The organism is Massilia sp. LMS1-1-1.1 (genome assembly GCF_040815535.1).
GTDB classification, from domain to species: domain Bacteria; phylum Pseudomonadota; class Gammaproteobacteria; order Burkholderiales; family Burkholderiaceae_D; genus Janthinobacterium; species Janthinobacterium aestuarii.
In genome coordinates this window covers 349,107-373,426 of sequence record NZ_JBFPNG010000045.1, presented here as the reverse complement: position 1 = coordinate 373,426, position 24,320 = coordinate 349,107, and the positions used below count along the sequence as shown (strand labels likewise).

Below are 24,320 nucleotides of genomic sequence, written 5' to 3'. Positions count from 1 at the left end.
CAAAAGTTGGTGTTCATCAGACATCCCGGAGATGCGGCCGCTACCGCTGTCAGCCAGCACGACAGCCAGGGCAGAGCCAGTGACGCCAGGAGCGGAGAGACATCCGCTCGCGCTGCTGCACCGTGATGGTGCACACGATCATCCAGCGCCGTACATAAGCCGGAGACAGGTTTCGCAATTCTTTTTTTAAACTTCTGGGAAACAACATGATCAAGATGTCCAAGATGCACAAGCGGTTGTGCGCCAAAAGCGCCGCCATGCTGGCACTGTCCGCTGCCCTGCCTATCGGCTCGGCTTATGCAGATGAAGTCGCTGCTGATACGGCGCCTGCCGCCAGCCAGCTGGAAACCGTGACCGTGACGGCGCAGCGCCGCAAGGAAAATATCCGCGACGTACCCGTCTCTGTCTCGCTGCTGCGCGACGAGAAGCTCGACGTGCTGGTCTCCAGCGGTCAGGATATCCGCGTGCTGGCCGGCAAAGTGCCGAGCCTGAATGTGGAATCGTCGAACGGCCGCACCTTCCCCCGCTTCTACATCCGCGGCTACGGCAACACCGATTTCAACATCTTTGCATCGCAACCTGTTTCCCTGATTTACGACGATGTCGTGCAAGAAAATCCTATCCTCAAGGGCTATCCGATTTTCGACGTGGCTGGCGTGGAAGTATTGCGCGGCCCGCAAGGCACCTTGTTCGGCCGCAATACGCCTGCCGGCGTGGTCAAGTTCGAATCCGTCAAGCCGAACCTGGACAAGGTTGAAGGCTATTACAACGTTTCCGCCGCCACGCACAACACGACCAACTTCGACGGCGCCGTCAACGTGCCGCTGAGCAAAGAATGGGCGCTGCGCTTCTCGACCCTGCGCCAGCACCGCGACGATTACGTCGACAACACGTTTACGGGCCAGAAAAACGCGCTGGACGGCTACGACGAACACGCCGAACGCGTACAACTGCTGTACGCACCGAACACCATGTTCAACGCCCTGTTCAATGTGCACCAGCGCAGCACCACGGGCAGCGCGCGCATCTTCTACGCCAACATGATCAAGCAGGGCACGAACGATATCGTTGACGGTTTCGACCCGAACAAGTCGTTCACGAATGCACCGAATTTCCAGCGCCTGCGCACCAACGGCGCCAGCGCCCGCCTGAGCTGGGACCTGGACGGTATTAAACTGTACTCGATCACCGGCTTTGAACAGGTCGGCAATTACGTGTCGCATGGCGACATCGATGGCGGCACGCCGAACGGACTTGGCCCGACCAGCCCCAACTTCATTCCTTTCCAGGTTGAAACGGCTGGCGGCATCACCAGTGTGAAGCAGTACTCGCAAGAATTCCGCGCCGAATCGAAAAATGCCGGTCCGCTCAATTGGCAGGCTGGCGTGTACTACTTCAATGAAGATGCCAACGGTTTCACCGACAACTTCGATACCAACACGCATGTGCTGACCACGCATCTGGCCAGCCGCCAGAAGAACTCGGCCTGGGCAACGTTTGGTTCCGTCAACTACGCCGTCAACGATGACTTCATGCTGCGCGCCGGTTTGCGCTACACCAAGGACAAGAAGGATTTCAACACGGTGGAAGCGACCAACATCGTGCAGGTCAGCCCGACCAGCGCCGATGTCAGCAAAGCCAAGGTCAACTGGGACTTGAGCGGCACCTATAAATACAACAAGGACGTGAACTTCTACGGCCGTGTCGCCACCGGTTTCCGCGCGCCAAGTATCGCTCCGGCCAGCACCAGCGTGCCTGTCACCGTGGCCGATGCCGAAACGATCACCTCGTTCGAAGCCGGCATCAAGGCCGACCTGTTCGAGCGCCGCGCCCGCGTGGCCTTCAGCCTGTACAACTATCAGGTGAAGAACCAGCAGTTGACAGTCGTTGGCGGCACCTCGAACGTGACGCGTTTGATCAATGCAGCCAAGACGAACGGCCGCGGCGCGGAACTGGAACTGGAAGGTTTTGTTACGCCGAGCCTGAAGATGTCCCTGGGCGGCAGCTACAACTTCACGGAAATCAAGGATCCAAGCCTGTCGATCGCTACCTGCGCCCAAACGCGTTGTACCGTGACCGATTCGCTGACCACTGGCAACCGTGCCATCATCGACGGCAATCCATTGCCGCAAGCGCCGAAGTGGACGATCACTGCCACGGGCCGTTATTCGATCCCGATGGAAAACGGCGAATTCTTCGTCTTCACGGACTGGGCTTACCGCAGCAAGATCAACTTCTTCCTGTATGAAGCAACCGAGTTTACCGGCAAGGCAATGGTCGAAGGCGGCTTGCGCGTGGGCTACACCTGGGATGCCGGCAAGTATGAAATGGCCGTTTTTGGCCGCAACATCACCGATACCCAGCGCATCACGGGCGCCATCGACTTCAACAACCGTACGGGCTTCATCAATGAGCCACGCCAGTTTGGGGTACAGTTCAAGGGCAACTTCTAATTGCCTGATACCAGGCGCCGGCCCTTGCGGCTGGCGCCTGCATTGCTACCCGCCGACGGTTCGCCGCGGCGGGTTTTTTATGCCCGCTCGGGAAGTTGCCCCAGCCGTTGCGCCCAGGCGGGAATGGCTTGCCGCCAGAAATCTTCCACGTTGTCGGCACGCACATCAAGGCCGAGGAAGCGGGCGGCCGGCAGCAGTGCCGACGCTAGCAGTTCGGTGGCTTGGGTTCCTGTATCGAAGGCGAGGGCGCCCGTCTGCTTGGACAGCTTTTCGCCGCTGTCGTTCGTAACGACAGGCACGTGCAGGAAGCCGGGGTGCGGCAAGCCCAGCACATCCTGCAGATACAGCTGGCGCGGTGTGGAGTCGAGCAAGTCCGCCCCGCGCACTACCTGCGTGATACCCTGCGCGCCATCGTCCACCACCACGGCCAGCTGGTACGCCCAGTAGCCATCGCCGCGCAGCACGATGAAGTCGCCCACCTCGCTGGCCAGGTCCTGCTGCTGCGGACCCGCCCAGCGGTCGGCAAAAGCGTACATCGCATCGGCCCCCTGCGGCACCCGCAACCGCAAGGCCCGCGCCACCTTACCCGGCGCCAAGCTGTGACGGCACGTGCCCGGATACACGGCGGCCCCATTCTTCGGCGTTCCCGCCTGCAAGTTCGAATCCTGAATCTCCTTGCGCGAACAGCCGCACGCATACACGAGCCCATCGTCCTGCAATTGCTTGAGCGCCGCCTCGTACAGCGGCAACCGCCGGCTCTGCCACGTCGCCTCGCCATCCCAATGCATGCCGCAGCGCTGCAGGCTGGCCAGGATGCCGGCGTCGGCACCTTCGACATTGCGGTCATAGTCCAGGTCCTCGATACGCAACAGCCACGTGCCCCGATGCACCTTCGCATCAAGATAACTGGCCATGGCGGCAACGAGCGAGCCCATGTGCAGGGGACCGGAGGGGGAGGGGGCGAAGCGGCCGATGTAGGGAAAATTGAGGGAGGGCATGCGGATGGATATTGATGGAGATCTGGTGTATTGGTATTGCGTTTACTGAATAACTTGCCAAAGGCGTGCAAGGAGAAGTATGGTTCAGAGTGAAAGCCAAGTCAAATGTGGAATATTTACTGGTGAAAATTGCAATAAATGCAAGATAAATATTCTATTTTTTTTAAGCTCTTTCATAGAGGCAAATATTATTTCCCATTGGATCTTCTACGGTTAGAAAGCTGGCATATGGTGTCTCTATATAGTTTATGAAAAATAGAGTGTTCTCTAGCTTATTTTTCAGTGAGTCTATATTGTGTGTTGGTAGAGTTAAAAGATTAATTGTTCCTCCACTTTTCCCAATTCTGTTAGCCTCTTCGAGGCATGTTGGTGCGATAAATTCTATTTCTAAATTAAGTGCCAATGCGTGAAGAAGAATTGTTCGCCTACTTTCCTCTGATTGAATTTCAGTTTTTTCATTGAATTTAGATTTGAAACCAAGGTTTTCGATGTAGAATTTTTTTGCCTCATCAAAATCAAGACAAAGTATTCCAATATAAATATTCTCGTCCATTTTCATTTCATCGTTATTTTGTAGATATTTTTATAGTTTCTTGTTTTTATTTCGTTTAATTCCATTATGTAGAATTTACTTTCTGGCGTCTTACCTTTAGGTCCTATGTCATATATGGTACATTTTTGATCCATTTTTTCATTGATCCATTTTCGATTAATTCAATAGATTTTTTCTCATGCAGTTCTTCAATGTATGGGGAATAAATGAGGTGTTTTGGCCACTCATCTGTAATAACAGTTGCGCCCAATTTTTTTGCAGCAGGATTTACTCGCCTTCTTTGATCTTCCCCAATGTCAGGTATCTTGCTACATCCGGATCATAGTAGCGGTAACGGTTATAAAACAGCCCAGTCTCTTGATCCTCATACTGCCCCTGAAACCGCAGCGGCTGCTCGATTTCTCCCTCTACTTGCAGCAAACGCCCCCCAAGCCTTGTAGCGCCCGCTCCAGACCACGTTCCCTTGCGCATCCGTCAGCTCGCGCGGCGTGCCCAGGTGGTCGCAGTGGTAGTGGGTGATGTGGTCGTGTGCTGCCGCATCATCGGCTGCTGTTTGGGTACCTTGCCATGCCGATGCATGAAGCGCTTCGGTGTCCGCTTGTTCTTGCGCAATCGCGGCCTGCAGTTCGGCGTCGTGCCGGGTTGCGGGTAAATTCCACTGCGAGGAACTGACTCATCGCGCGTCGCTTTACGGTGGGAATCGTTGGCCGACTGTAAGCAATAGCGAACACAAGCGTGTTGCGCGGCCGCAAGTATTAATCGTTGAATGAGGGCATCAATTGCATTTCATAATGTTTGTCATCGCGGTGGCGTGGCGTTGCCGCATCGCCAAGGAAACTGTTGCAGCCTAAGCCGCCTTGTGGCGCGGCCGTCAATGTCATTCCTCGCACATCGCTGGCGCGCAGCACCAGCACGATGTCGTAGCGCACGAGCGGCTGGCCGAACAGCATCAGCATGCGCCGAAGCGCTTGGCTGCCAGGGGCGCGCGGCAGGAAGCTGGCGTGCTGCTTGGCGGTGAGCGGGCCCAGGCGCAGGCGCACGGCCAGGTCGGGGCGGCGGCAGCGCTCGCCGACGAGGGCGCGCTGGCCCAGCACGGCATTGTCCGCGCCCAGCGTCGTTTGTTCGCGCGGCGCGAGCGCGTCCATGGCGCCCGTCGCCTCGTCAATGTGGCAGGGCACGCCGAAGTGGTCGGCAAGGATGCGCGCCATGACGATGGACGAGATGTTGCGCTGCTGCAGCAAGCCGCTGTACAGGCCGGCGGCCGCCTCGTCCTGGCCCGGGTGGCATGCGGCCAGAGCCAGCAGGCGCGACAGGAAGTCCCCGCTGTGGCCGGCCTGTTCGATGCGGTATTTTTGCCAGGCCTGGTAAAACAGGGCCACGGCGCGGCTGGAAAACAGGTCGAGAAAGGCGCGTGCGCTGTTGTCGCGTTCGCTGTATTGGTGCGCGGCGATGCGCTCCGAATAGTGGCTGGGCAAGCTGCCCTGGCAACCCAGCAGGCCCATGAAGGCGGGCGTGAGGTGGATGTGCTGGCCGTGGCCGGACAGCAGCGCTTGCAGCAGGGAATCCGCATCGTCGGCGCCGCCTGTCGTGAGCGCCTCGAGCTGGCTGGCGGGAAAGCGTAGCGAGACGCTATTGTCGAAGCGCACGAGCTTTGCCAGCGCCGTGTGTTCGTCGACGCCGTGTTCGGCCAGCCAGGCCAGCAGCAGGCGCAGTGCCTGGAAGCACTCGAAGCGCTGCGGCGCGTCGAGCAATTGCTGGATCACGCTGGCGTGGCGTCGGCGCTGCGTTCTGGGCATCGGATGAGTTCCTCGCCGCTGCGGTGCGACAGCAGCGTCAGTTGGCTAAAGCAGTTGAGCTGGCTGTTCAGGGCGAAATAGCGCTGCAGCACCTGGGCAAAAATATAGATGCTGCAGCCGACGAAGGCTTGCTCGTCGATGCCCAGGCGGATGGCGATGCCGGGCATCAGGGTGGGAAACGGCACGGTGGGCATCCACGCGCGCGTGCTGCCGTGCTCGAGCATGACGATGCCCTGGATCAGGCGTTGCGTGGTGGGCGAGCGGGGCAGGTCGTACAGGCCCAGCATTTTCTGGAATTCGCCCAGGCCCGCTTGCGTCAGGCTGGAATAGTTGAGCGACAGGTGCGCAATCAGCCGCCAGTGCGCGCTATTATCGGCCAGGAAACGCACGCTGGACGTGGGCTTGCGCAGGAAGCGCGCGGGGATGCCGTCGGGCACGTCTTCGGCCAGCAGGTCGCCGCCGGGCAAGCCGTAGTGCAACTGCGTGGGCAAGTCGCGGTTGCTGCACAGCAGCTGCGTCGAGACGGTGGCGCAGGCCGCGCTGCTTGGTGAAAACTGCGGGTCGATCAGGCTCAACCGCGTTTCATGACCGGGACTGATGGCCGCCACGGCGTCGTCGCGACGTGCCAGCCAGTACTGTCCATGCTCTGGTCCATGCTCTGCCTGGGCGCCTTGCAGCGAGGCATACAGCGGCATGAAGGTGCTCAGGCGCTCGCCGGTCTCGTCCTTGCGCACGAGGGTGACGGCCTCGATGCTGTGGATGTCGTAGGCAAACGCATGCGTGGCATCGGCCACCAGGGCGTAGTCGGGCTCGGTATGCGTGAGGCGGATCGGCACGCCGGACTTGGCAAACAGGTTGACGACGGGCGTGCAGCCAGGCAACAGGTTGTCGCGGCTGACGCCGGACAACAGCCGCGCTTCGTGGCTGTCGCTGCGCACGCTCTTGAGCGGCAGGTGCAAGGTGAACTGGCGGCACTGTTTCGGCAGCAAGGGCGCCAGCAACGACCAGGCGATATCGATGAAATGAAATTTTTCCGGAAACGCGAAATACTCGGTCAGCAGGCGCAGGGCCGGGTGCGAACGGGCGGAAACGGGGATCAGCGCCTCGTCGTCCGCATAGCCGGCCGGCGCCAGCAACGCGCCATCGACGGCTTGCCATGGGCCGTGTTTGTCCAGCGCCACGTACGCGCCCGCGCCGTGCAGGAACAGGGCGTCGAGCAGGGCCGCGCGCACCGATGGTTCGCCATCGGCAAACAGGCGCAAGCTGGCAAAGCCGGCCTGGTCAAGGTGGTAGTTGTCGCTGCCGCTGGTGAACTGAATGCTGAGCAAGGCGCTGGCGCCATCGGGCAGGCGCAGGCCGGGCGGGGCGTCGATGATTGGTGAGAAATGCAGGCGAGAAATGGCCAGCGGCGCCAGGGTCACGTCGTATGCGCTCGTGAATTTGCAAGCCACGCCCTGCACCGGCTGCGAGCGCAGCACCGTGCCGCGTGCAATGTGGGCCACTTGGGCCAGCTGGTTGCCGGCTGGCGCTTCGTCGGCGGCGATGCGCATGATGGAGCACGATGGAAAGGGCCGCAGGTAGTGCGGGTACAGGGTTTCGAGCAGGGAATGGGTAAATTGCGGATAGGCGTCATCGAGGCGCTTGGCGACCCTGGCAGTGAGCAGGGCAACGGACTGGATCAGGCGCTCGACGTGCGGGTCTTCGCACGTCTCGCCGGCGATCAGCAGGCGCCCGGCCGCCTTCGGATAACGGCTGGAAAACTCGCGCGTGTACTGGCGGAACAGGCCCAGCTCGCGCTCGTAATACGGTAATAGTTGTTCCACGGTCGCGCTCTCCGCCAGCAGGAAAGCTTCATGCTGGCATCAGGCGCGACCGTGAGTGTTGATACGAAACAATGAATTTTAGAAATGATACTCCGCACGTATCATCGGCGTCTTCGCCGTCTGGCCCACGTTGCCCGTGGTGGCGGGCGAGTTGCCGAACTTGTTCTTCCAGTACTGGTATTCCAGGCCCACGCGGAAGGTGTTCTTGGCGCTGCCCAGGGCCGCGCCCACGTCGAACATCACTTGCATGTCGATGTTCGTTTCCACCGCCGTATCACGGCCGACTTCATCCTTGCCTTTCGAATCGATGAGGTTAAAGAAGCCTTCGAACGAGAACAGCGGCGACAGGGGGATGGCCCAGGCGCCCGTCAGCATGGCGTGCGTTTTATAAGTGTAGCGGCCCGTCACTTGCGAGATGGGCGGGAAGGCGCCGCTGGGGGCGTTGCTTTCGCGCAGCAACAGCAGGCTGGTGTTGAAGAAGCCGGGCACGTCCCACATCAAGGTGGGGCCGGCTACCAGCATGCGCTTGCGCGAGTTGTAGCCGACGTCGTTCTTGGTGTTGACGTCAAAGCCCAGGGTGACGCCGACACCGCGCACGGGGCCGAACTTGATGTCGCTGCCGCGCACCTTGCCGATGTCGATGGTGTTGCGGTACACGAGATACGCTTCCTGCGCGCCGGATGTTTTACCGAGCGCGCCAGGGTCCTTGCTGTCGGACATGAGGAAATCGAGGTTGACGAAATTGCTGCCGTATTTGTAGCCGCTGGCGTGCGTGATGGCGAAGATGTTTTTCTTGATGTCGTCCGGATTGAACGGCTCGCGGTAGTCGTTGCCGGCGCGCCAGCTCAGCGCGGTATCGCTCCATTCGGCAGCCTGGGCGGTTGCGCCCGCGCCGAGGGTGGTAGTGAGGCAGAGCAACAGACACGGTAGGGTTTTTGGCACTTTCGGCTCCTGATGGTGTGAGAAAACGGGAACGGGAATAGCAGGGTGCGTAGTGCGCACGAAGCGTTGCGATGAGGAAAATTGCGCACCGTTCAATCCATGATGCGAGAAGCGCCGCGTCGGGCGATATGTCTTGTCTGCATACTTACTATCAGTTCTTGCATATAATCATCGCACCTTCCCACCCTTGCGGGGCAAGGCGGCCGCTGTAAAGCTGATAATTTTTTTCAAAATTGTATACAGGTGTTGTTTTTTTGCGGAAATAGAAATGCGCGCCGCGGCGCCCGCTCCCCAAGCGCCGCGGATGCCGATACGATAGAGACAGAGTGTTGATTTTTTTCACCGATCAACATCCCGCATACCACGCAGCGAGGCACGAAAAAAACAATGACGGCACGCCTGGAACTCCTCGATATCAGCAAGCGCTATCCGGCCGTGGTGGCCAATGACGGCATCCATTTGACCGTCGCGCCCGGGCAGATCCATGCCGTGCTCGGCGAAAACGGCGCCGGCAAATCGACCCTGATGAAAATCATCTACGGCGCCGTGCAGCCCGATGGCGGCCGCATCCTGTGGAATGGCCGCGAAGTCGAGATCGCCAACCCGTCGGCCGCGCGGGCGCTCGGCATCGCCATGGTGTTCCAGCACTTTTCCCTGTTCGACACCTTGACCGTGACGGAAAACATCGCCCTCGGTTTGCCGGCCGGCACCAATATGGCGGAGCTGGCGCAGCGCATCGAAGACACGGCGCGCCAGTACGGCCTGGACCTGGAGCCGCAGCGCCACGTCCACACCTTGTCTGTCGGCGAATGCCAGCGCGTGGAAATCGTGCGCGCCTTGCTGGCCAAGCCGCAACTGTTGATCCTCGACGAGCCGACTTCCGTGTTGACGCCGGGCGCCGTGGAAAAATTGTTTATGACTTTGCGCCAGCTGGCGGCCGAAGGCTGCAGCATCCTCTACATCAGTCACAAGCTCGACGAGATCCGCGCCCTGTGCCATACGTGCACGGTGGTGCGCGCCGGCAAGAACGCAGGGGTATGCGACCCGTCGCAAGAGTCGGCGGCCAGCCTGTCGCGCATGATGATCGGCGCCGAGCCGCCCGCCGTCACGCGCGTGGCGCGCACGCCCGGTGCGGCCATGCTGAGCGTCAGGGGCCTGAACTTGCCGAAGAGCCACCCGTTTGCCACGCAATTAATCGATATCCATTTCGACGTGCGCGCGGGCGAGATCGTCGGCATCGCGGGTGTGTCCGGCAATGGCCAGCAGGAATTGCTGGCCGCCCTGTCGGGCGAGGACATGCGCGCGTCCGCCGACAGCATCGTGCTGAATGGCACGCCGGCCGGACGCTTGCCGCCGGGACGCCGGCGGTCCCTGGGCTTCGGCTTCGTGCCCGAGGAAAGGCTGGGACGCGGTGCCGTGCCCGACATGGCGCTGGCCGACAACGTGCTGCTGAGTTTGCAGACACCGGCCACCATCCGCCACGGCTTCGTGCGTCATACCGTCATCGCGCAGCGGGCGGCCGCCATCATCGCCCGTTTCCAGGTGAAAGCAGGCGGGCCGCAGGCGCTGGCGCGCAGCCTGTCGGGCGGCAACTTGCAGAAATACATAGTTGGCCGCGAAGTCATGCGCGAACCCACGGTGCTGGTGGTGGCACAGCCGACCTGGGGCGTGGACGTGGGCGCGGCCGCGCAAATCCGCGCCGAATTGCTGGCCTTGCGCGACGCTGGCTGCGCGCTGCTCGTCGTATCGGAGGAGCTCGATGAATTGTTCGACATCAGCGACCGCTTGCTGGTGATGGCGAAGGGAAAGATTTCGCCGTCGCTCGACGTGGCCGAGGCCAGCGTGGCGCAGGTGGGGCAATGGATGAGCGGGCTGTGGCCGCAGGAGGCAGCCCATGGCTAAGTTTGCCTTGCGCCTGGAAGCCCGTCCGTCCCCGTCGCGGCTGATGTCGTGGCTGTCGCCCGTGCTGGCCGTGCTGCTCACCGTGCTGTGCGGCGCTTTGCTGTTTCTTGCGCTGGGACACGATCCGCTGGCGGGACTGGCCGTCTTCTTTGTCGAACCCTTGCGCGACGCGCACGGCTGGTCCGAGCTGGGTATTAAAGTCGCCCCTTTGCTCTTGATCGCCGTCGGCCTGGCCATCTGCTTTCGCGCCAACATCTACAACATCGGCGCGGAAGGGCAGCTGACCCTGGGCGCCATCTGCGGTGGCGCGGCCGCGCTGTACCTCGATGACGGCGTCGGCGGCGCGGCCATCATCGGCGTGTCCTTACTGGCCGGCATGGCGGGCGGCATGGCGTGGGCGGGCCTGGTGGCGTGGCTGCGCGACCGCTACAACGCCAGCGAAATCCTCGTTTCGCTGATGCTCGTCTACATCGCGCAATTGCTGCTCAGCTATCTTGTGTATGGCGTGCTGCGCGACCCGGAAGGATTCAACTTCCCGCAGTCGAAACTGCTGTCCGACGGCTTGCTGTTGCCGATGGTCATCAGCGACACACGCTTGCACGTGGGTATCGTGTTTGCCTTGCTGGCCTCGCTGGGCGGCTGGCTGTATTTATCCCGCAGCATCGCTGGCTTCCGCCTGCGCGTGGGCGGCATGGCGCCGGCCGCCGCCCGCTATGCGGGCTTTTCCTCGCGCAAGACCTTGTGGTCGTCCTTGCTGATCTGCGGCGCCCTGTCGGGCCTGGCGGGCGCCTGCGAAGTGCTGGGACCGATGGGGCAGTTGACCCCCACGGTCTCGCCCGGCTACGGCTTTGCCGCCATCATCGTCGCCTTCGTGGGCCGCTTGCATCCCGTGGGCGTGATTTTTTCCAGCTTCGTCATGGCCCTGTTTTATATCGGCGGCGAACTGGCGCAGTCGCGCCTTGGTCTGCCCAGCGCTATCACGGGCGTGTTCCAGGGCATCTTGCTGTTCGCCTTGCTCGCTTGCGACGTGCTGATCCAATACAAACTGCGCTGGAGAAAACATGGATAACCTGCTGCTGACCATCGTGCCCTTGATCGCCGCCAGCATCAATGCGGGCACGCCGCTGATGCTGGCCGCGCTTGGTTTATTGGTGAACGAAAAGGCGGGCGTGGTGAACTTGGGCGCGGAAGGCATGATGCTGGTCTCCGCCATCACGGGCTTTGCCGTGGCCGTCAACACGGGCAGCCCCACCCTGGGCTTCCTGGCAGGAGCGGGCGCCAGCATGGTGCTGTCCGGCTTCTTTGCCTGGCTGACCGTGTGGCTGGGCACGAACCAGTATGCGACGGGTCTGGCCTTGTCGCTGTTTGGCGCGGGCGCGTCCACGTATATCGGCTTGAAGTACGTGGGCAACAGCTTGCAGAACGGCCGCTTCGGCATCCCTGTATTGGAAGACATTCCCGTGCTGGGCCCGGCCGTGTTCCGCCAGCATCCGATGGTGTATCTGTCCTTGCTGCTGTGCGTGGCCATCGCCTGGTTTTTGTACCGCACGCGGGCAGGATTGGTGCTGCGCGCCGTGGGCGAGTCGCCCGCGTCCGCGCATGCGCTCGGCTATCCCGTGCGCCGCATCCGCCTGGCGGCCGTGCTGTTCGGCGGCGCCTGCTGCGGTCTGGCCGGCGCCTTCTTGTCGCTCGTCTACACGCCGCTGTGGGTCGAAGGCATGGTGGCAGGACGGGGCTGGATCGCGCTGGCGCTCACCACGTTTGCCACCTGGCGTCCCGCGCGCGTGGTGGGCGGCGCCTATCTGTTCGGAGGCATCACGATTCTGACGTTCCACGCACAGGCGCTGGGCGTACCCATCGCGTCGCAACTGCTGTCGATGCTGCCGTACGTGGCGGCCATCGTCGTGCTCGTGCTCATTTCCAGCAATGCCAATTACATCAAGCTCAACATGCCCGCTTCGCTGGGGAAAAATTTCAATCCCGGAAATTAATCACTGACCACAAGGAAAACCATGTCCAAGAAACTGTTGTGCGCCGCCGTTTGCAGTGTTGTTTTGATGCCCGCCATGGCCGCCGCGCCCGCGACTGCTCCGCTGAATGTCGGCTTCGTGTATATCAGCCCCATCGGCGACGCGGGCTGGACCACCCAGCATGATCTGGCTCGCAAGGAAATGGAAAAGGCGCTGGGCAGCAAGATCACCACCAGGTACGTGGAAAACGTGCCGGAAAGCGCCGATGCGGAACGGGTGATCCGCGACCTGGCGCAGACGGGGAGCAAGCTGGTCATTACGACCTCGTTCGGCTACATGAATCCCACCTTGAAAGTGGCGAAACAATTTCCTAATGTGAAGTTCATTCATTTGACGGGCTACAAGACGGCCGTCAATGTGGCCAACACGAATGCCCGTTTCTACGAGGGCCGCTACCTGGCCGGCGTGTTGGCCGGCAAGATGAGCAAGACCCACGTGGCCGGGTATGTGGCGGCATTCCCTATCCCGGAAGTGTTGCAAGGAGTCAACGCTTTTACGCGCGGCATGCGCAGCGTCGACCCGAAGGCGGAAGTGAAAGTGGTGTGGGTCAATAGCTGGTTCGACCCGGGCAAGGAACGCGACGCGGCCATCACCCTGATCGGCCAGGGCGCCGACGTGGTCACCCATCACACGGACTCGACCGCCGTGGTGCAGGCGGCCGAAGAGAAGGGCAAGTATGCGATCGCCTACCACTCGGACATGAAAAAATACGGACCGAAAGCGCAGCTGGCCGCCGTCACTCACCATTGGGGCGACTACTACACGAAGCAGGCGCAAGCCGTGCTGGACGGTACGTGGAAGTCCAGCAGCACCTGGGGCGGCATCAAGGATGGCATGGTCAAGCTGGAAGGCATCAACGCCGCCGTGCCCTCCGACGTGAAACAGTTTGTATTGGCGCGTGAGAAAGAGTTGGTAGCTGGCAAGCTCAATCCTTTCAGTGCGCCGATCAAGGATAACGATGGCAAGGTACGCCTGGACAAAGGCGTGCTGGACGATGCGGCGCTGACGAAGATGGATTATTTTGTCGAAGGCGTGGCCGGGAAAGTTTCCGGAAAGTAATAGGTTTGAGTATGAACTTGCTGTAATATTGCCGGAAACGGGAGCCGGGCCGGGAGCGCATTCCCGGCCCGTCCAACACAGCAGCGCCTGAACAGGCCCGTACCGGAGATTGACCCATGGACAGACTGGAAGTATTCAAGATTATCGCGTTGCAAGCGAGCAAGGGCGAGCTGACGTTCCCCGCCAACGTCAAGGCCACCTTGAAGCTGCAGGAAGCGCTGGACGACCCCGATTGCCATATCGAAGCGGCCGCTCGCATGGTCATGGCCGAGCCGCTGCTGTCGGCCCGGGTCGTGGCATTGGCCAACTCGGCCGCCTACAACCGTTCCGGCAATGAAATCGCCAATGTGCGCGCGGCCGTCTCGCGCCTGGGCTTTGCCACCCTGAAATCGATGGTGGCATCCGTCATCGTGCGCCAGCTGGGCAGCCAGATCACGGACCCGCAATTGCGCGCCAAGGCGGCCCGGCTGTGGGAACACACGGCCCATGTGGCCGCGCTGAGCCAGGTGATCGCCAAGAAAGTTACGCACGTGGACGTGGAAACGGCCATGTTTGCCGCCATCGTGCACGAAGTAGGCGGCTTTTATCTGCTGTCGCGCGCCGAGGAATATCCGGGTTTGCTGGACGACAATACCGAAGACTGGATCGAATACGGCGAAAAACTGATCGGCCGCGGCGTGCTGCGCCAGCTGCAAGTGCCGGACCTGGTCTTGCAAGCCGTGGAAGGCATGTGGCACGGCGGCAGCACGTTCCCGCCCCGCACCTTGGGCGCAACCCTGGTGCTGGCCAACGACTTGTCGCCCGTCGGCTCGCCTTTGCACCCGCCGGAAAGCGCCGCGCGGCGCCAGGCGGCGGCCAAGATCGATTTCGGCATCGGCGGCAGCACCTTGCACACCATCCTCGAGGAATCGGCGGAAGAGATCGAATCCCTGGCGGCGGCCCTGCTGGTCTGAGCGTTCTTCCTGGATCATCCCCGCCCTTGCCGCGGGGATTTTTTTCGTCCGCATTTTGATGCGCCTTTCCCATGGCATACAATCGCCGGCTCGGCTATCCGCCGTTCCGCTTTCCTCCTCTTACCCAAAGGATCTTATGCAGAAGCTGTTTTCTTCCCTGACCTTGACCGCGCTGGCGTTTTCCGCCCACGCCGCGACCGGTTTGCCCGTGGTGCAGGAAGCGCCCTTGCGCGCCCACCTGGCTTTCCTGTCCAACGATTTACTGGAAGGCCGCGGCACGGGCCAGCGCGGCGCCGACCTGACGGTGGCCTACCTGGAAACCCAGGCGCAGATGGCCGGCTTGAAACCCGTGCGCGGCAACAGTTACCGCCAGAGCGTGCAAATTGCCGGCGTGAAATCCTTGCCGCAAGATAGCAGCCTGCAGGCGGTGGCCGGCGGCAAGGTCGTGCCGCTGGCCTTCGGTCCGGACTGGGTCTGGGCCACGGGCGACTCCGTTGCCGCGCACACGTTCGACGCGCCACTGGTATTTGTCGGCTACGGCATCACGGCGCCGGAAGAGGGTTGGAACGATTTCAAGGGTGTCGATGTCAAAAACAAGATCGTCGTCATGATGGTCAACGACCCCCAGCCGACCATTGCCGAGCCGAATCGTTTCGCCGGCAAGGCGCTGACCTATTACGGCCGCTGGACCTACAAATTCGAGGAAGCCAGGCGCCAGGGCGCGGCTGGCGTCTTGCTGATCCACACGAAACCGTCGGCATCGTACGACTGGAGCGTGGTGCAGAACAGCTGGAGCGGCAGCGAGCGTTTTCAATTGGCGGACCGCACGGCCGGCACGCCGCTGCAAGGCTGGATCGCGGAAGACGCGGCACGCCGCCTGTTTGCGGCCGGCGGCCAGGACCTGGACGCCTTGCGCGCCCAGGCGGAAAGCAAGGATTTCAAAGCCGTCGCATTGAACGCCAAGCTGTCGGGCGAGATGAAGTCCATCGTGCGCAAGGTGGAACAATTCAACATCGCCGGCATGGTGCCGGGCACCGACCCGGCATTGAAGGATGAAGCCGTCATCTACAGCGGCCACTGGGATCACCTGGGCAAGCAGGGAGATACTGGCGATACCATCTACAACGGCGCCGTCGACAATGCCTCGGGCACGGCCGGCTTGTTGGCCATGGCGCAGGAAGCCGTGAAAAAGCCTGCGAAGCGCACGCAGATTTTCCTGTGGGTGGCGGCCGAGGAACAAGGCTTGCTGGGCAGTGCAGCGTATGCGGCCGATCCGCTGTGGCCGTTGAACAAGACGGCGGCCGCGCTGAATCTGGACAGCCTGAACTTTGTTGGCGCCACGCACGACATCGGCGCGCAAGGCAGCGAGCGCACGGAGCTGGGGGCCATGGCCGCCACGGTGGCGAAATCCATGGGCATGCACATCGCGCAAGCGCGTCCGGACCTGGCCGGCGGCTACTTCCGCAGCGACCATTTCAGCTTTGCCAAGGCGGGCGTACCCGCGTTTTCCATCAATGGCGGACGCGAGTACATCAAGGACGTGGAAAAGTCGAAAGCCAAGGCGGCCGCCTATGGGCCCCGCTACCATCAAGTGACCGATGAGTACGACGCCAGCTGGGATTTGTCCGGCATGACGCAGCAGGCGCAATTTACCTTGAACCTGGGTCTAGCCGTGGCCAATGCGGTGAAGATGCCGGCCTGGAAGGCAGGCGATGCGTTCGGCAAGGCGCGCGAACAGGCCAGCGCCAAATAAGCGAAGTAAGCCAGGTCGCCGCTTAGTTGGCGACCTGGATGACGACCTTGCCAAAGGCACCGCGCGACAGGTGTTCATAGGCTTGTACGGCTTCTTCGAACGCATACACATGCTCGATCACGGGCTTGATGTTGTGCTTGTCCAGGAACGGATTCATGCGGTCGAACGAAGTGCGCGGCGCCACGGCGATGCCGCGTATCGTCGTCTGGCGGAAGATCAGTGGCATCAGTTTCAACGCCGTGGTCTGTCCCGTCAGGAAACCCACCTGTGCGATCACGCCGGCCGCCTTGGTGGCGGCAACGGACTGGTTCAGGCCATCGCCGCCGGCCACGTCGATGGTGATGTCGACGCCTTTGCCATCCGTCAACTCCAGCACCTTCTGTTCCCACTGCGGATACGTCCGGTAGTTGATGCCGTCTGCCACGCCCAGCGCCTTGATCCTGGCCAGGTTGGCATCGCTGCTGGACGTGGCGATCACGCGCGCGCCATGCGCCAGGGCGATCTGCGCGGCAAAGATCGATACACCGCCCGTGCCTTGCACCAGCACTGTCTGGCCCGGTTGCAAGTTGCCCACATCCATCAGCGCATACCAGGCCGTGAGGGCGGCGATGGGCAGGGTGGCGGCCTCGGCGTCGCTCATCATGTCCGGCGCCCTGACGGCGCTGTCTTCATGGATGATCATGAATTCGGCCAGACCACCTGGCAAGGGCGAACCGAAGCAATAGTTGGGCTCGTTGGGGCCTGGCGGGCCGTCGATCCAGCGCGAATACAGGTGGGAATTGACGCGCTCGCCCACCTTGAAACGGCTCACGCCGGCGCCCACGGCCACCACCACGCCGGCGGCGTCGGACACGGGAATCAGGGGCTTGGGCACCATGTGCGGCTCGTAGATGCCGTCGACAATCGCCTTGTCGCGGAAGTTGAGCGAGACGGCGCCCACTTTTACCAGCAGCTCGCCCGCCTGCGGCACGGGCGTCGGCACCTCTGCCATCTGCAAATTGTTCAAGCCGAAATCCTGTAACAGCCATGCTTTCATGTTCTTCTCCAGTGAACCATGCCGGGCAAGTGCCAGGCCGTGCAACGATGAAGACAGTGTAATTGCATCCTTTGGTGAGAGTTAGGGGGTAAAAGGATGGGCACTGCATCCTGTAATTCCAGAATTGGCTATACTGGGCACGATTGCATTGAACACTTTTGAAATGGCGATGACATGGAAGATCGTTTTGCAGGCATCCGCGAGTTTGTCGCGGCCGTTGACGGCGGCAGTTTTACGGCGGCCGCGCAGGTGCTGGGTGTGACCGGCTCGGCGGTCGGCAAGAGTATTTCGCGGCTGGAAGCGCGTCTGGGCGTGCAGTTGCTGCATCGCACGACGCGCCGCATCGACCTGACGACGGAAGGGGAAGCATACCTGGGCAGTTGCCGGCGCGTGCTGGAAGAGCTGGAACAGTCCGAAGCCTACCTTGCCACCGGCCACCAGCAGCCCGTCGGACGCCTGCGCATCGACTTGCCGACCACCTTTGGCCGGCGCCATATCTTGCCAGCCCTGCTGGCGCTGGGCGAGCGCCATCCCCGGCTGGACCTGTCCATTTCCCTGCGCGACAGGGCGGTGGACATGGTGGGTGAAGGCATCGATATCGCCGTGCGCATCGGTACCTTGGGCGATCATGCGGACCTGGTGGCCCGCCGCCTGGGCGAGCAGCATCTGGTGATCTGCGCCTCGCCCGCCTACCTGCAGCGGCGCGGTACACCCTTGACGCGCGCCGATCTGGCCAGCCATGCTTGCCTGGCCGGCTGGCGCCGCGGCAACCGGCCGGCATGGCTGTTAAGAAATGAACTGGGAGAAACCGCGCTGCAGGAAATCCATGCCCGGCATGAACTGGCCGATGGCGATGCCTTGCTGCAGGCTTGCGTGAGCGGCAGCGGCCTGGCGCAGCTGCCGACCTGGCTGGCAGGCGAGGCCTTGCGTAGCGGCGCCTTGCTGCCCGTCTTGCCCGACATTGCCGGCGCCGCCATGCCCATCCACGTGCTGTGGCAGAAGACCTGGCATATGCCACCCAAGGTAAGGGTCACGGTCGATGAATTGCTGCGCCTGGCTGCGGCCGACAGCGCCGTCTTCGCGGCCGCCGCTTAGTTCACGCCAGGTCAGGCTAGCCCTTCGAGCCGCCGCTGCGTGTGCCGGTACTTGCTCCACACGATCAGCATCAGCAGCGGCATGGCGCCGCCCACCATGCACAGGGCGGGCCAGCCGCCGGCGGCAAAGCTGGCGCTGGCCAGGGCCGAGCCTGCCGATGCGCCGATGAAGCCGCCCGCGATGAACACGGTGGTCACCCTTGCGCGTGCATGTGGCGCCAGTTTATAAATGATGGACTGGTGCGTCACTTGCAGGCCCATCACGCCCATGTCCAGCAGCACGATACCGATCAACAGCAGCACGAGCGAATGAGCGCCAAAGCCGATCAGGGCCCAGCCCGCGATTGAGGCGACGGCCAGCAGCCACGTGGCCTGGCGCGCGTAACCGCGGTCGGCCATGCGGCCCGCCGTGTTGGCGGCAAACGCGCCCGTGGCGCCGGCCAGGCCGAACAGGCCGATCTGCATTTCCGAGTAGTGATAGGGTTCGCCGCTGAGCAAGAAAGTCAGGCCCGTCCAGAACACGCTGAAGGTACCCAGGCCCAGGCCAGAGAACAGGGCGCGCTGGCGCAGCAACGGTTCCTGGCGGATGATGTCGGCCAGGGAAGCCATTAATTTTCCGTATTGCAGCTTGCCACGCGGCGCCTCGTTCGGCAGGATGCGGCGCAGCATGACGAGCAGGGCGGCCACGACGATGGCGGCCAGCACGTAGACGGTGCGCCAGCCGCCGCTGATCTGCGACACCGTGCCGGAGACGGTACGCGCCAGCAAGATGCCCAGCAACAAGCCCGTCATGACGGTGCCCACCATGCGGCCCCGGCTGTGATCGGGCGCGTACGAGGCCACCATGGCCGTCACCACCATCAAGGCGCTGGACGTGATGCCCATCAAGACGCTGGCGATGGCAAAGACGATGATGTTCTGGCTGGTGGCGGCCAGCAGCAGGGCGGCTATCTTGGCGATCAGCATCCACGTCAGCAGCTTGCGGCGGTTCAGCACGTCACTGAGGGGGACCAGGAAGACGATGCCCAGCACATAGCCGATCTGCGTGGCCGTGACCAAGTAGCCCGCTTGCGGCACGCTGACGCCAAACGAGGCGGCCAGCATGGAGGTGAGCGGCTGCACATAGTAGAGGCTGGCGACGAGCACGCCGGCGGACAGGGCGAACAGCAGGATGCGGGTCGACGTCAGCAGGGCGCTGGTATCGACATTCGATGGTGCGGATTTCATGCGATACAACTTTCTTCAGTGATGCTTTTGGATAAGCATGATAACGGGGCTGCGCATTTCTTGCCGGACAGGCAAAAAAAATCCCGGCGATCGTTGCCGACGGCCGGGAAAAGGGTATATGGGGATATACCGAGGGAGGAAAGTTTACTGCTGCGCAAGCTCCGCATGCACCTGCGCCGTGATTTCATACGAGCGCAGCCGGTGCTGGTGGTCGAAGATCTGCGAAGTGATCATCAGTTCGTCGGCGCCCGTTTCGGCAATGAAGGCGGCCATCTTCGCCTTGACGGTGTCCGGGGCGCCGATGGCCGTGCAGGACAGGACGGAATCGAGCATGGCGCGTTCCTGCGGACCCAGTTGCTCCAAGTAGCCGGGCACGGGCGGCTGCAGACGCGACGGGCGGCCCGTGCGCAGGTTGACGAAGGCCTGCTGCATCGACGTGGCGCGCAAGTGCGCCTCGGCATCCGTATCGGCGGCAAAGACGTTAAAGCCCAGCATCACGTACGGTTTCGCCAATTGTTTTGAAGGCTTGAAATGTTCGCGGTAATAGGCCACGGCTTGCATCATCATCTGCGGCGCGAAGTGCGAGGCGAATGCATACGGCAAGCCCAGGTGGGCGGCCAGCTGGGCGCCGAACAGGCTCGACCCGAGTATCCACACGGGCACTTTCGCGCCCTTGCCGGGCACGGCCAGCACGCGCTGGCGCGGCTCGTCGGACATATAGTCGATCAATTCCAGCACGTCCTGCGGAAATTGTTCCGCATCGGACTGCAAGTCGCGGCGCAGCGCGCGCGCCGTCGTCTGGTCGGAGCCGGGCGCGCGGCCCAGGCCCAGGTCGATGCGGCCCGGATGCAGCGCTTCCAGGGTGCCGAACTGTTCCGCGATGACGAGCGGCGAGTGGTTCGGCAGCATCACGCCGCCCGCGCCCACGCGGATGGTTGTCGTGCCGGCCGCCACATGGGCGATGACGACGGCCGTGGCGGCGCTGGCGATGCCGGGCATGCCGTGGTGTTCGGCCAGCCAGTAGCGGTTGTAGCCCCAGCGTTCGCCATGCTGCGCCAGGTCGAGCGTGTTCTTGAACGACTGGCTGGCGTCGCTGCCTTCGGCGATGGGGGCCAGGTCGAGTATGGAAAATGGAATCATGGTAGCGATATCGGGACGTGGTGGAAAATCACAATGGACGATTTGTCTATCCCCTGACGACAATAGGGTCGGCCTTGAAAGCGGCAGAGATGACAGGCTGTGCACATGATAATGCGAATCGGGAATTTGCGTACTGATCGGTAAAAAACTCGTGCCGGTCGGGATCGGTGCTGCTTGAACTGACGGAGTCGCCGCAAACTCTGGAACTTTCCTTGCCAGCCCCAGTCTTAAGAATTCGTGCCTTAAGATTGTGAAACATCATGTATTGCGAGCAACTCGTCAAACCCGACGGGCGCCAGCTGACCCTTTACAGTAGGCGTCCCATCGTCGTCGCTGGCGTTGCACCGAGCCCTTTCCCCTTGCCGCAGGAAGCCAATCCGCACTTGCGCTGGCATCCTTTGCGCGGCGAGTGGGTGGCGTACGCGGCCTATCGCCAGGGCCGCACCTTTCTCCCTCCGGCGGAGTACAACCCGCTGGCGCCCACGCGCGATCCCGCGCATCCGACGGAGTTGCCTGCAGGCGATTACGATATCGCGGTTTTCGACAACCGCTTTCCCACCCTGGCGCTGAGCGCCCACGACCCGCCCGACCTGACGGTCGCCACGGCGCCTGCCAGCGGCCAGTGCGAAGTGGTGGTGTTCGCCCAGGATGCCGGCGCCTCGCTGGGCACCTTGCCAGTGAGTCACATCGTCTTGCTGCTGCAAGCGTGGGCCGGGCGCACGCAAGAACTCGCCAAGCGGCCCGGCATCGCCTATGTGCTGCCGTTCGAAAACCGTGGCGCGGAAGTGGGCGTGACCCTGCACCATCCGCATGGCCAGATCTACGCCTATCCTTTTGTTCCGCCGGTGCCGGCGCGCATGCTGGAGCAGGAACGCATGTATTTCGCCGAGCATGGCCAGGCCCTGCTGGTGGACATGGCGCGGCGCGAAGCCGATGGCGGCACGCGGGTGCTGTACCTGGGGCCGGAGGCCATCGCCTTTGTTCCCGCCTGTGCCCGCTACCCGTATGAAGTGTGGGTGATGCCGCTGCGGCAGACGGACAGCTTTGCGGCCTTGTCGCTGGAGCAGCGCGAGGATCTGGCGCGCGCCCTGAAGACCGTCCTGCTGAAATACGACGGCCTGTGGCAACGCGAGATGCCCTACCTGATGGCCTGGTACCAGGCGCCGACAGACGGCCGCGCGCATCCGGAAACGCAGCTGCACGCACAGTTTTATCCGCCGTACCGCACGCGCGAACGGCTCAAATACCTGGCCGGCACGGAGCTGGGCGCCGGCATGTACGCCATGGATGCCTTGCCCGAGGAGTCGGCGCGGCAGCTGCAGGAAGTGCGCGTGGCATGGAATATGGCAGAGGAAATCGCATGAACTGGAATGTCGAACTGGAAATTGCACATAAGCTGGCGCAGATGCGCGGCTGGCTGGAACAGGAAAGGGCTGGCGCGGTGCGCTTGCGGGGCGTGGACTGGTTCGCCTGGGCCACGGCGGGGGCGTCGGGCAGCGCCGGCCACTCAGCCGAGTGCGGCTGTGCCGAGGTGCTCGTCACGCGCGATGCGGCCTACATCCTGACGGATGCGGCCGAGGCGCAGCGGCTGCGCCAGGAAGAAGTGCGCGGCAGCTGGACCTGGCAAGTGACGCCGTGGATGCAGCCGCGGCTGGCCGAATTGCGCGAGCATTTCGTGCAGCATGCGGCGGCAGGGCGGCCCGTGCTGTGCGACCGGCCCGGCCTGCAAGAACGCTGCTTGCCTGTTGCCCTGCGCGAGGAGCGCCTGCCCCTGCTGGCGCCGGAACAGGCGCGCTACCGCGAAGTGGGGCGACAGGCCGCCGCGGCCGCCAGCGAAGCGCTGCGCGCCGCGCGTCCCGACTGGAGCGAGCAGGACCTGGCCGGCGCCTGTGCCCGTGCCCTGTGGTCGCGCGGCCTGCATGCCGTGTACGTGCTGGCGGCCGGTGCCGAGCGCTTCGAGCGCTACCGGCGCGCGCCGCCGGCCGCCTCGCCGCTGGGCGAGCGGGCCGTGCTGGCGCTGTGCGCGCAGCGCTTCGGCCTGTGCGCCAGCCTGAGCCGCCAGCGCCGTTTCCGCCCCGCGCGCGACGGCATCGGCGAAGCGGACGCGGCCATCCTGGCGCTGGAAGCGGTGGCGCTCGACGCCTGCGTGGCGGGGCATGCGCTGAGCATGGTTTATCACGCGCTCGACAGCGCCTATGCGTATGCGGGCCAGCCCGACACGGTGCAGGAGTTCCGGCAGGGCGGCATCGCCGGCTACCGCGCGCCCGAGGTGGCCGCCGGCGCGCACACGGAAATCACCCTGAAGGACGGCATGGCCCTGGCCTTCCATCCCAGCTTGCCCGGCAGCATGGTAGAAGACACTTTCCTGCTCAGCGGCGGGCGCCTGCACAACCTGACCTGCGACCCGGACTGGCCAGTTACCCCGGTGCAGGGACGGCTGCGTCCGCTGACCCTGGAGTTGCCATGATCACCCCCGACGCGTATTTCGGCACCGTCCCCGTGGTGGTGGCCTCGGCCCCCGGCAGGGTCAACCTGCTGGGCGAGCATACGGATTACAACGATGGCTACATGCTGCCGTGCGCCACGCCGCAGCGCACGCGCGTGATGCTGGCGCTGGCCGCCGATGGCCACCATCAGTTCTATTCGGCGACCCTTGACGAACTCGTGCGTTTCGAGCGCCAGTGCGCCGCGCCGCCCGGTTTCGGCCGCTACCTGGAAGGCTGCATCCGCCTGCTTGAGGAGCGCGGCGTCGCGGTACCGGCCGTGCGCGGCCATATCGATTCGGACGTGCCGCCGGGCGCCGGCCTGTCGAGCAGCGCGGCGCTGGAGATCGCCATGCTGCGCGCGCTGCGCCAGCTGCTGGGGCTGCAGATTGACGACGTGTCGCTGGCGCTGATGGGGCAGCAGGCGGAAATCCGCTACGCGCAAGTCAATTGCGGCGTGATGGACCAGATGGCGTCCAGCCTGGCCGACGAGCGCCACATGCTGCTGCTCGATGCGCGTACCCTGCGCCATGAACTGCTGGCGCTGCCCCACGACAGCGAGGTGCTGGTCATCGACAGCGGCGTGGCGCGCACCCTGGCCGGCAGCGCGTACAACGTGCGGCGCGCCGAGTGCGAACAGGCGGCGCGCCTGCTGGGCGTGGCGGCGCTGCGCGACGTGCGCGAGCCGTCCGTGGTGGAAGGCTTGCCCGAGCCGTACCGCCGCCGCGCGCGCCACGTGGTCAGCGAAAACCTGCGCGTGCTGCAAGCGTGCGGCCAGCATGGTCCCGTGCTTTTCGGCCAGTTGATGGCGCAGTCGCACGCCAGCCTGCGCGACGATTACGAAGTGTCGCTGCCGGTGCTCGATGCGCTGGTGGCGCTGATGTCGGCGCAGTCGGCCGTGTACGGCGCGCGCCTGACGGGGGCCGGTTTTGGCGGCGCCTGCGTGGCCCTGTGCCGCAAGCAGTGCGCGGCCAGCGCGGGGCGTACGGTGGTGCAGCGCTTTAATGCGGATGGACACAGCGCACGCATGGTGGTTCCCTTGAATTGAGCGTGGTTTGATCTTGCTCATGCGTGATAA

21 protein-coding genes are annotated in these 24,320 nt (G+C 62.9%); 11 read left to right on the top strand and 10 right to left on the bottom strand.

What is annotated here, in order from left to right; all coding sequences use genetic code 11:
• The first annotated feature begins 206 nt into the window (after nt 1-206).
• On the top strand, nt 207-2,453 hold the full coding sequence (locus MRBLMS1_RS23690; RefSeq protein WP_485882364.1) for a TonB-dependent receptor: 2,247 nt from the start codon (nt 207-209) through the stop codon (nt 2,451-2,453).
• A 77-nt stretch (nt 2,454-2,530) separates the two neighbouring features.
• Here the strand turns inward: MRBLMS1_RS23690 and gluQRS are convergent, their stop codons facing one another.
• The 7 genes from gluQRS to MRBLMS1_RS23655 all read right to left on the bottom strand — a co-directional run bounded on the left by gluQRS (nt 2,531) and on the right by MRBLMS1_RS23655 (nt 8,565).
• Nucleotides 2,531-3,451: a tRNA glutamyl-Q(34) synthetase GluQRS gene (gluQRS, locus tag MRBLMS1_RS23685; RefSeq protein ID WP_485882362.1), complete on the bottom strand. Its 921-nt coding sequence runs from the start codon at nt 3,449-3,451 to the stop codon at nt 2,531-2,533.
• A 163-nt stretch (nt 3,452-3,614) separates the two neighbouring features.
• The gene (locus MRBLMS1_RS23680; RefSeq protein ID WP_485882360.1) at nt 3,615-4,004 is read right to left on the bottom strand and encodes a VOC family protein; all 390 of its coding nucleotides are present in this window, start codon (nt 4,002-4,004) and stop codon (nt 3,615-3,617) included.
• Between the two features lie 267 nt (nt 4,005-4,271).
• Nucleotides 4,272-4,424 carry an RHS repeat-associated core domain-containing protein gene (locus MRBLMS1_RS23675; RefSeq protein WP_485882358.1) on the bottom strand — a complete coding sequence of 51 codons (153 nt, stop codon included), beginning with the start codon at nt 4,422-4,424 and terminating at the stop codon, nt 4,272-4,274.
• Entirely contained in the window at nt 4,369-4,524 is a 156-nt protein-coding gene (locus tag MRBLMS1_RS23670; RefSeq protein ID WP_485882649.1) for an RHS domain-containing protein, read from the bottom strand. Before MRBLMS1_RS23670 ends, MRBLMS1_RS23675 begins: the two co-directional genes overlap by 56 nt.
• A gap of 235 nt (nt 4,525-4,759) precedes the next feature.
• On the bottom strand, nt 4,760-5,800 hold the full coding sequence (gene tssG / locus MRBLMS1_RS23665) for a type VI secretion system baseplate subunit TssG (RefSeq protein WP_485882356.1): 1,041 nt from the start codon (nt 5,798-5,800) through the stop codon (nt 4,760-4,762).
• The gene (tssF, locus tag MRBLMS1_RS23660; RefSeq protein WP_485882354.1) at nt 5,764-7,623 is read right to left on the bottom strand and encodes a type VI secretion system baseplate subunit TssF; all 1,860 of its coding nucleotides are present in this window, start codon (nt 7,621-7,623) and stop codon (nt 5,764-5,766) included. The genes tssG and tssF overlap by 37 nt, the downstream gene beginning before the upstream one ends.
• 78 nt (nt 7,624-7,701) lie before the next feature.
• Nucleotides 7,702-8,565, bottom strand: a complete 864-nt coding sequence (locus MRBLMS1_RS23655; protein ID WP_436835961.1) for an outer envelope protein — start codon at nt 8,563-8,565, stop codon at nt 7,702-7,704.
• A gap of 387 nt (nt 8,566-8,952) precedes the next feature.
• Between MRBLMS1_RS23655 and MRBLMS1_RS23650 the strand changes: the two genes are divergently transcribed.
• The 6 genes from MRBLMS1_RS23650 (at nt 8,953) to MRBLMS1_RS23625 (ending at nt 16,262) form a co-directional block, all read left to right on the top strand.
• On the top strand, nt 8,953-10,467 hold the full coding sequence (locus tag MRBLMS1_RS23650) for an ABC transporter ATP-binding protein (protein ID WP_485882352.1): 1,515 nt from the start codon (nt 8,953-8,955) through the stop codon (nt 10,465-10,467).
• Nucleotides 10,460-11,536, top strand: coding sequence for an ABC transporter permease (locus MRBLMS1_RS23645; RefSeq protein WP_475413413.1), 1,077 nt, complete (start codon nt 10,460-10,462; stop codon nt 11,534-11,536). Before MRBLMS1_RS23650 ends, MRBLMS1_RS23645 begins: the two co-directional genes overlap by 8 nt.
• On the top strand, nt 11,529-12,458 hold the full coding sequence (locus tag MRBLMS1_RS23640) for an ABC transporter permease (RefSeq protein ID WP_485882349.1): 930 nt from the start codon (nt 11,529-11,531) through the stop codon (nt 12,456-12,458). Before MRBLMS1_RS23645 ends, MRBLMS1_RS23640 begins: the two co-directional genes overlap by 8 nt.
• Before the next feature lie 21 nt (nt 12,459-12,479).
• Nucleotides 12,480-13,556: a BMP family ABC transporter substrate-binding protein gene (locus MRBLMS1_RS23635; protein ID WP_485882347.1), complete on the top strand. Its 1,077-nt coding sequence runs from the start codon at nt 12,480-12,482 to the stop codon at nt 13,554-13,556.
• Between the two features lie 116 nt (nt 13,557-13,672).
• A complete protein-coding gene (locus MRBLMS1_RS23630) occupies nt 13,673-14,509 on the top strand; it encodes an HDOD domain-containing protein (RefSeq protein ID WP_128140386.1) in 837 nt (278 codons plus the stop codon).
• 136 nt (nt 14,510-14,645) lie between these two features.
• A complete protein-coding gene (locus MRBLMS1_RS23625) occupies nt 14,646-16,262 on the top strand; it encodes a M28 family peptidase (protein ID WP_485882345.1) in 1,617 nt (538 codons plus the stop codon).
• Between the two features lie 22 nt (nt 16,263-16,284).
• Here the strand turns inward: MRBLMS1_RS23625 and MRBLMS1_RS23620 are convergent, their stop codons facing one another.
• Nucleotides 16,285-17,298, bottom strand: a complete 1,014-nt coding sequence (locus MRBLMS1_RS23620; RefSeq protein ID WP_485882343.1) for a zinc-dependent alcohol dehydrogenase family protein — start codon at nt 17,296-17,298, stop codon at nt 16,285-16,287.
• A 174-nt stretch (nt 17,299-17,472) separates the two neighbouring features.
• Between MRBLMS1_RS23620 and MRBLMS1_RS23615 the strand changes: the two genes are divergently transcribed.
• On the top strand, nt 17,473-18,393 hold the full coding sequence (locus tag MRBLMS1_RS23615) for a LysR family transcriptional regulator (protein ID WP_338680981.1): 921 nt from the start codon (nt 17,473-17,475) through the stop codon (nt 18,391-18,393).
• An 11-nt stretch (nt 18,394-18,404) separates the two neighbouring features.
• On the opposite strand, the gene MRBLMS1_RS23610 is transcribed toward MRBLMS1_RS23615, so the two are convergent.
• Nucleotides 18,405-19,619, bottom strand: a complete 1,215-nt coding sequence (locus tag MRBLMS1_RS23610) for an MFS transporter (protein WP_485882341.1) — start codon at nt 19,617-19,619, stop codon at nt 18,405-18,407.
• Nucleotides 19,620-19,763: 144 nt separating this feature from the next.
• Complete coding sequence (locus MRBLMS1_RS23605; protein ID WP_139090224.1) at nt 19,764-20,759, bottom strand: LLM class flavin-dependent oxidoreductase; 996 nt, start codon at nt 20,757-20,759, stop codon at nt 19,764-19,766.
• 260 nt (nt 20,760-21,019) lie between these two features.
• Here MRBLMS1_RS23605 and galT point away from each other — a divergent pair, with 260 nt between their 5' ends.
• Genes galT through galK form a run of 3 tightly spaced genes read left to right on the top strand, consistent with a single transcriptional unit; the run spans nt 21,020 to nt 24,290 of the window.
• Nucleotides 21,020-22,123 (top strand): galactose-1-phosphate uridylyltransferase, encoded by a 1,104-nt coding sequence (gene galT, locus MRBLMS1_RS23600; RefSeq protein WP_485882339.1) that lies wholly within the window; start codon nt 21,020-21,022, stop codon nt 22,121-22,123.
• Complete coding sequence (locus tag MRBLMS1_RS23595; RefSeq protein ID WP_485882337.1) at nt 22,120-23,226, top strand: M24 family metallopeptidase; 1,107 nt, start codon at nt 22,120-22,122, stop codon at nt 23,224-23,226. Before galT ends, MRBLMS1_RS23595 begins: the two co-directional genes overlap by 4 nt.
• Nucleotides 23,223-24,290: a galactokinase gene (galK, locus tag MRBLMS1_RS23590; protein ID WP_485882335.1), complete on the top strand. Its 1,068-nt coding sequence runs from the start codon at nt 23,223-23,225 to the stop codon at nt 24,288-24,290. The genes MRBLMS1_RS23595 and galK overlap by 4 nt, the downstream gene beginning before the upstream one ends.
• The last annotated feature ends 30 nt before the right edge of the window (nt 24,291-24,320 follow it).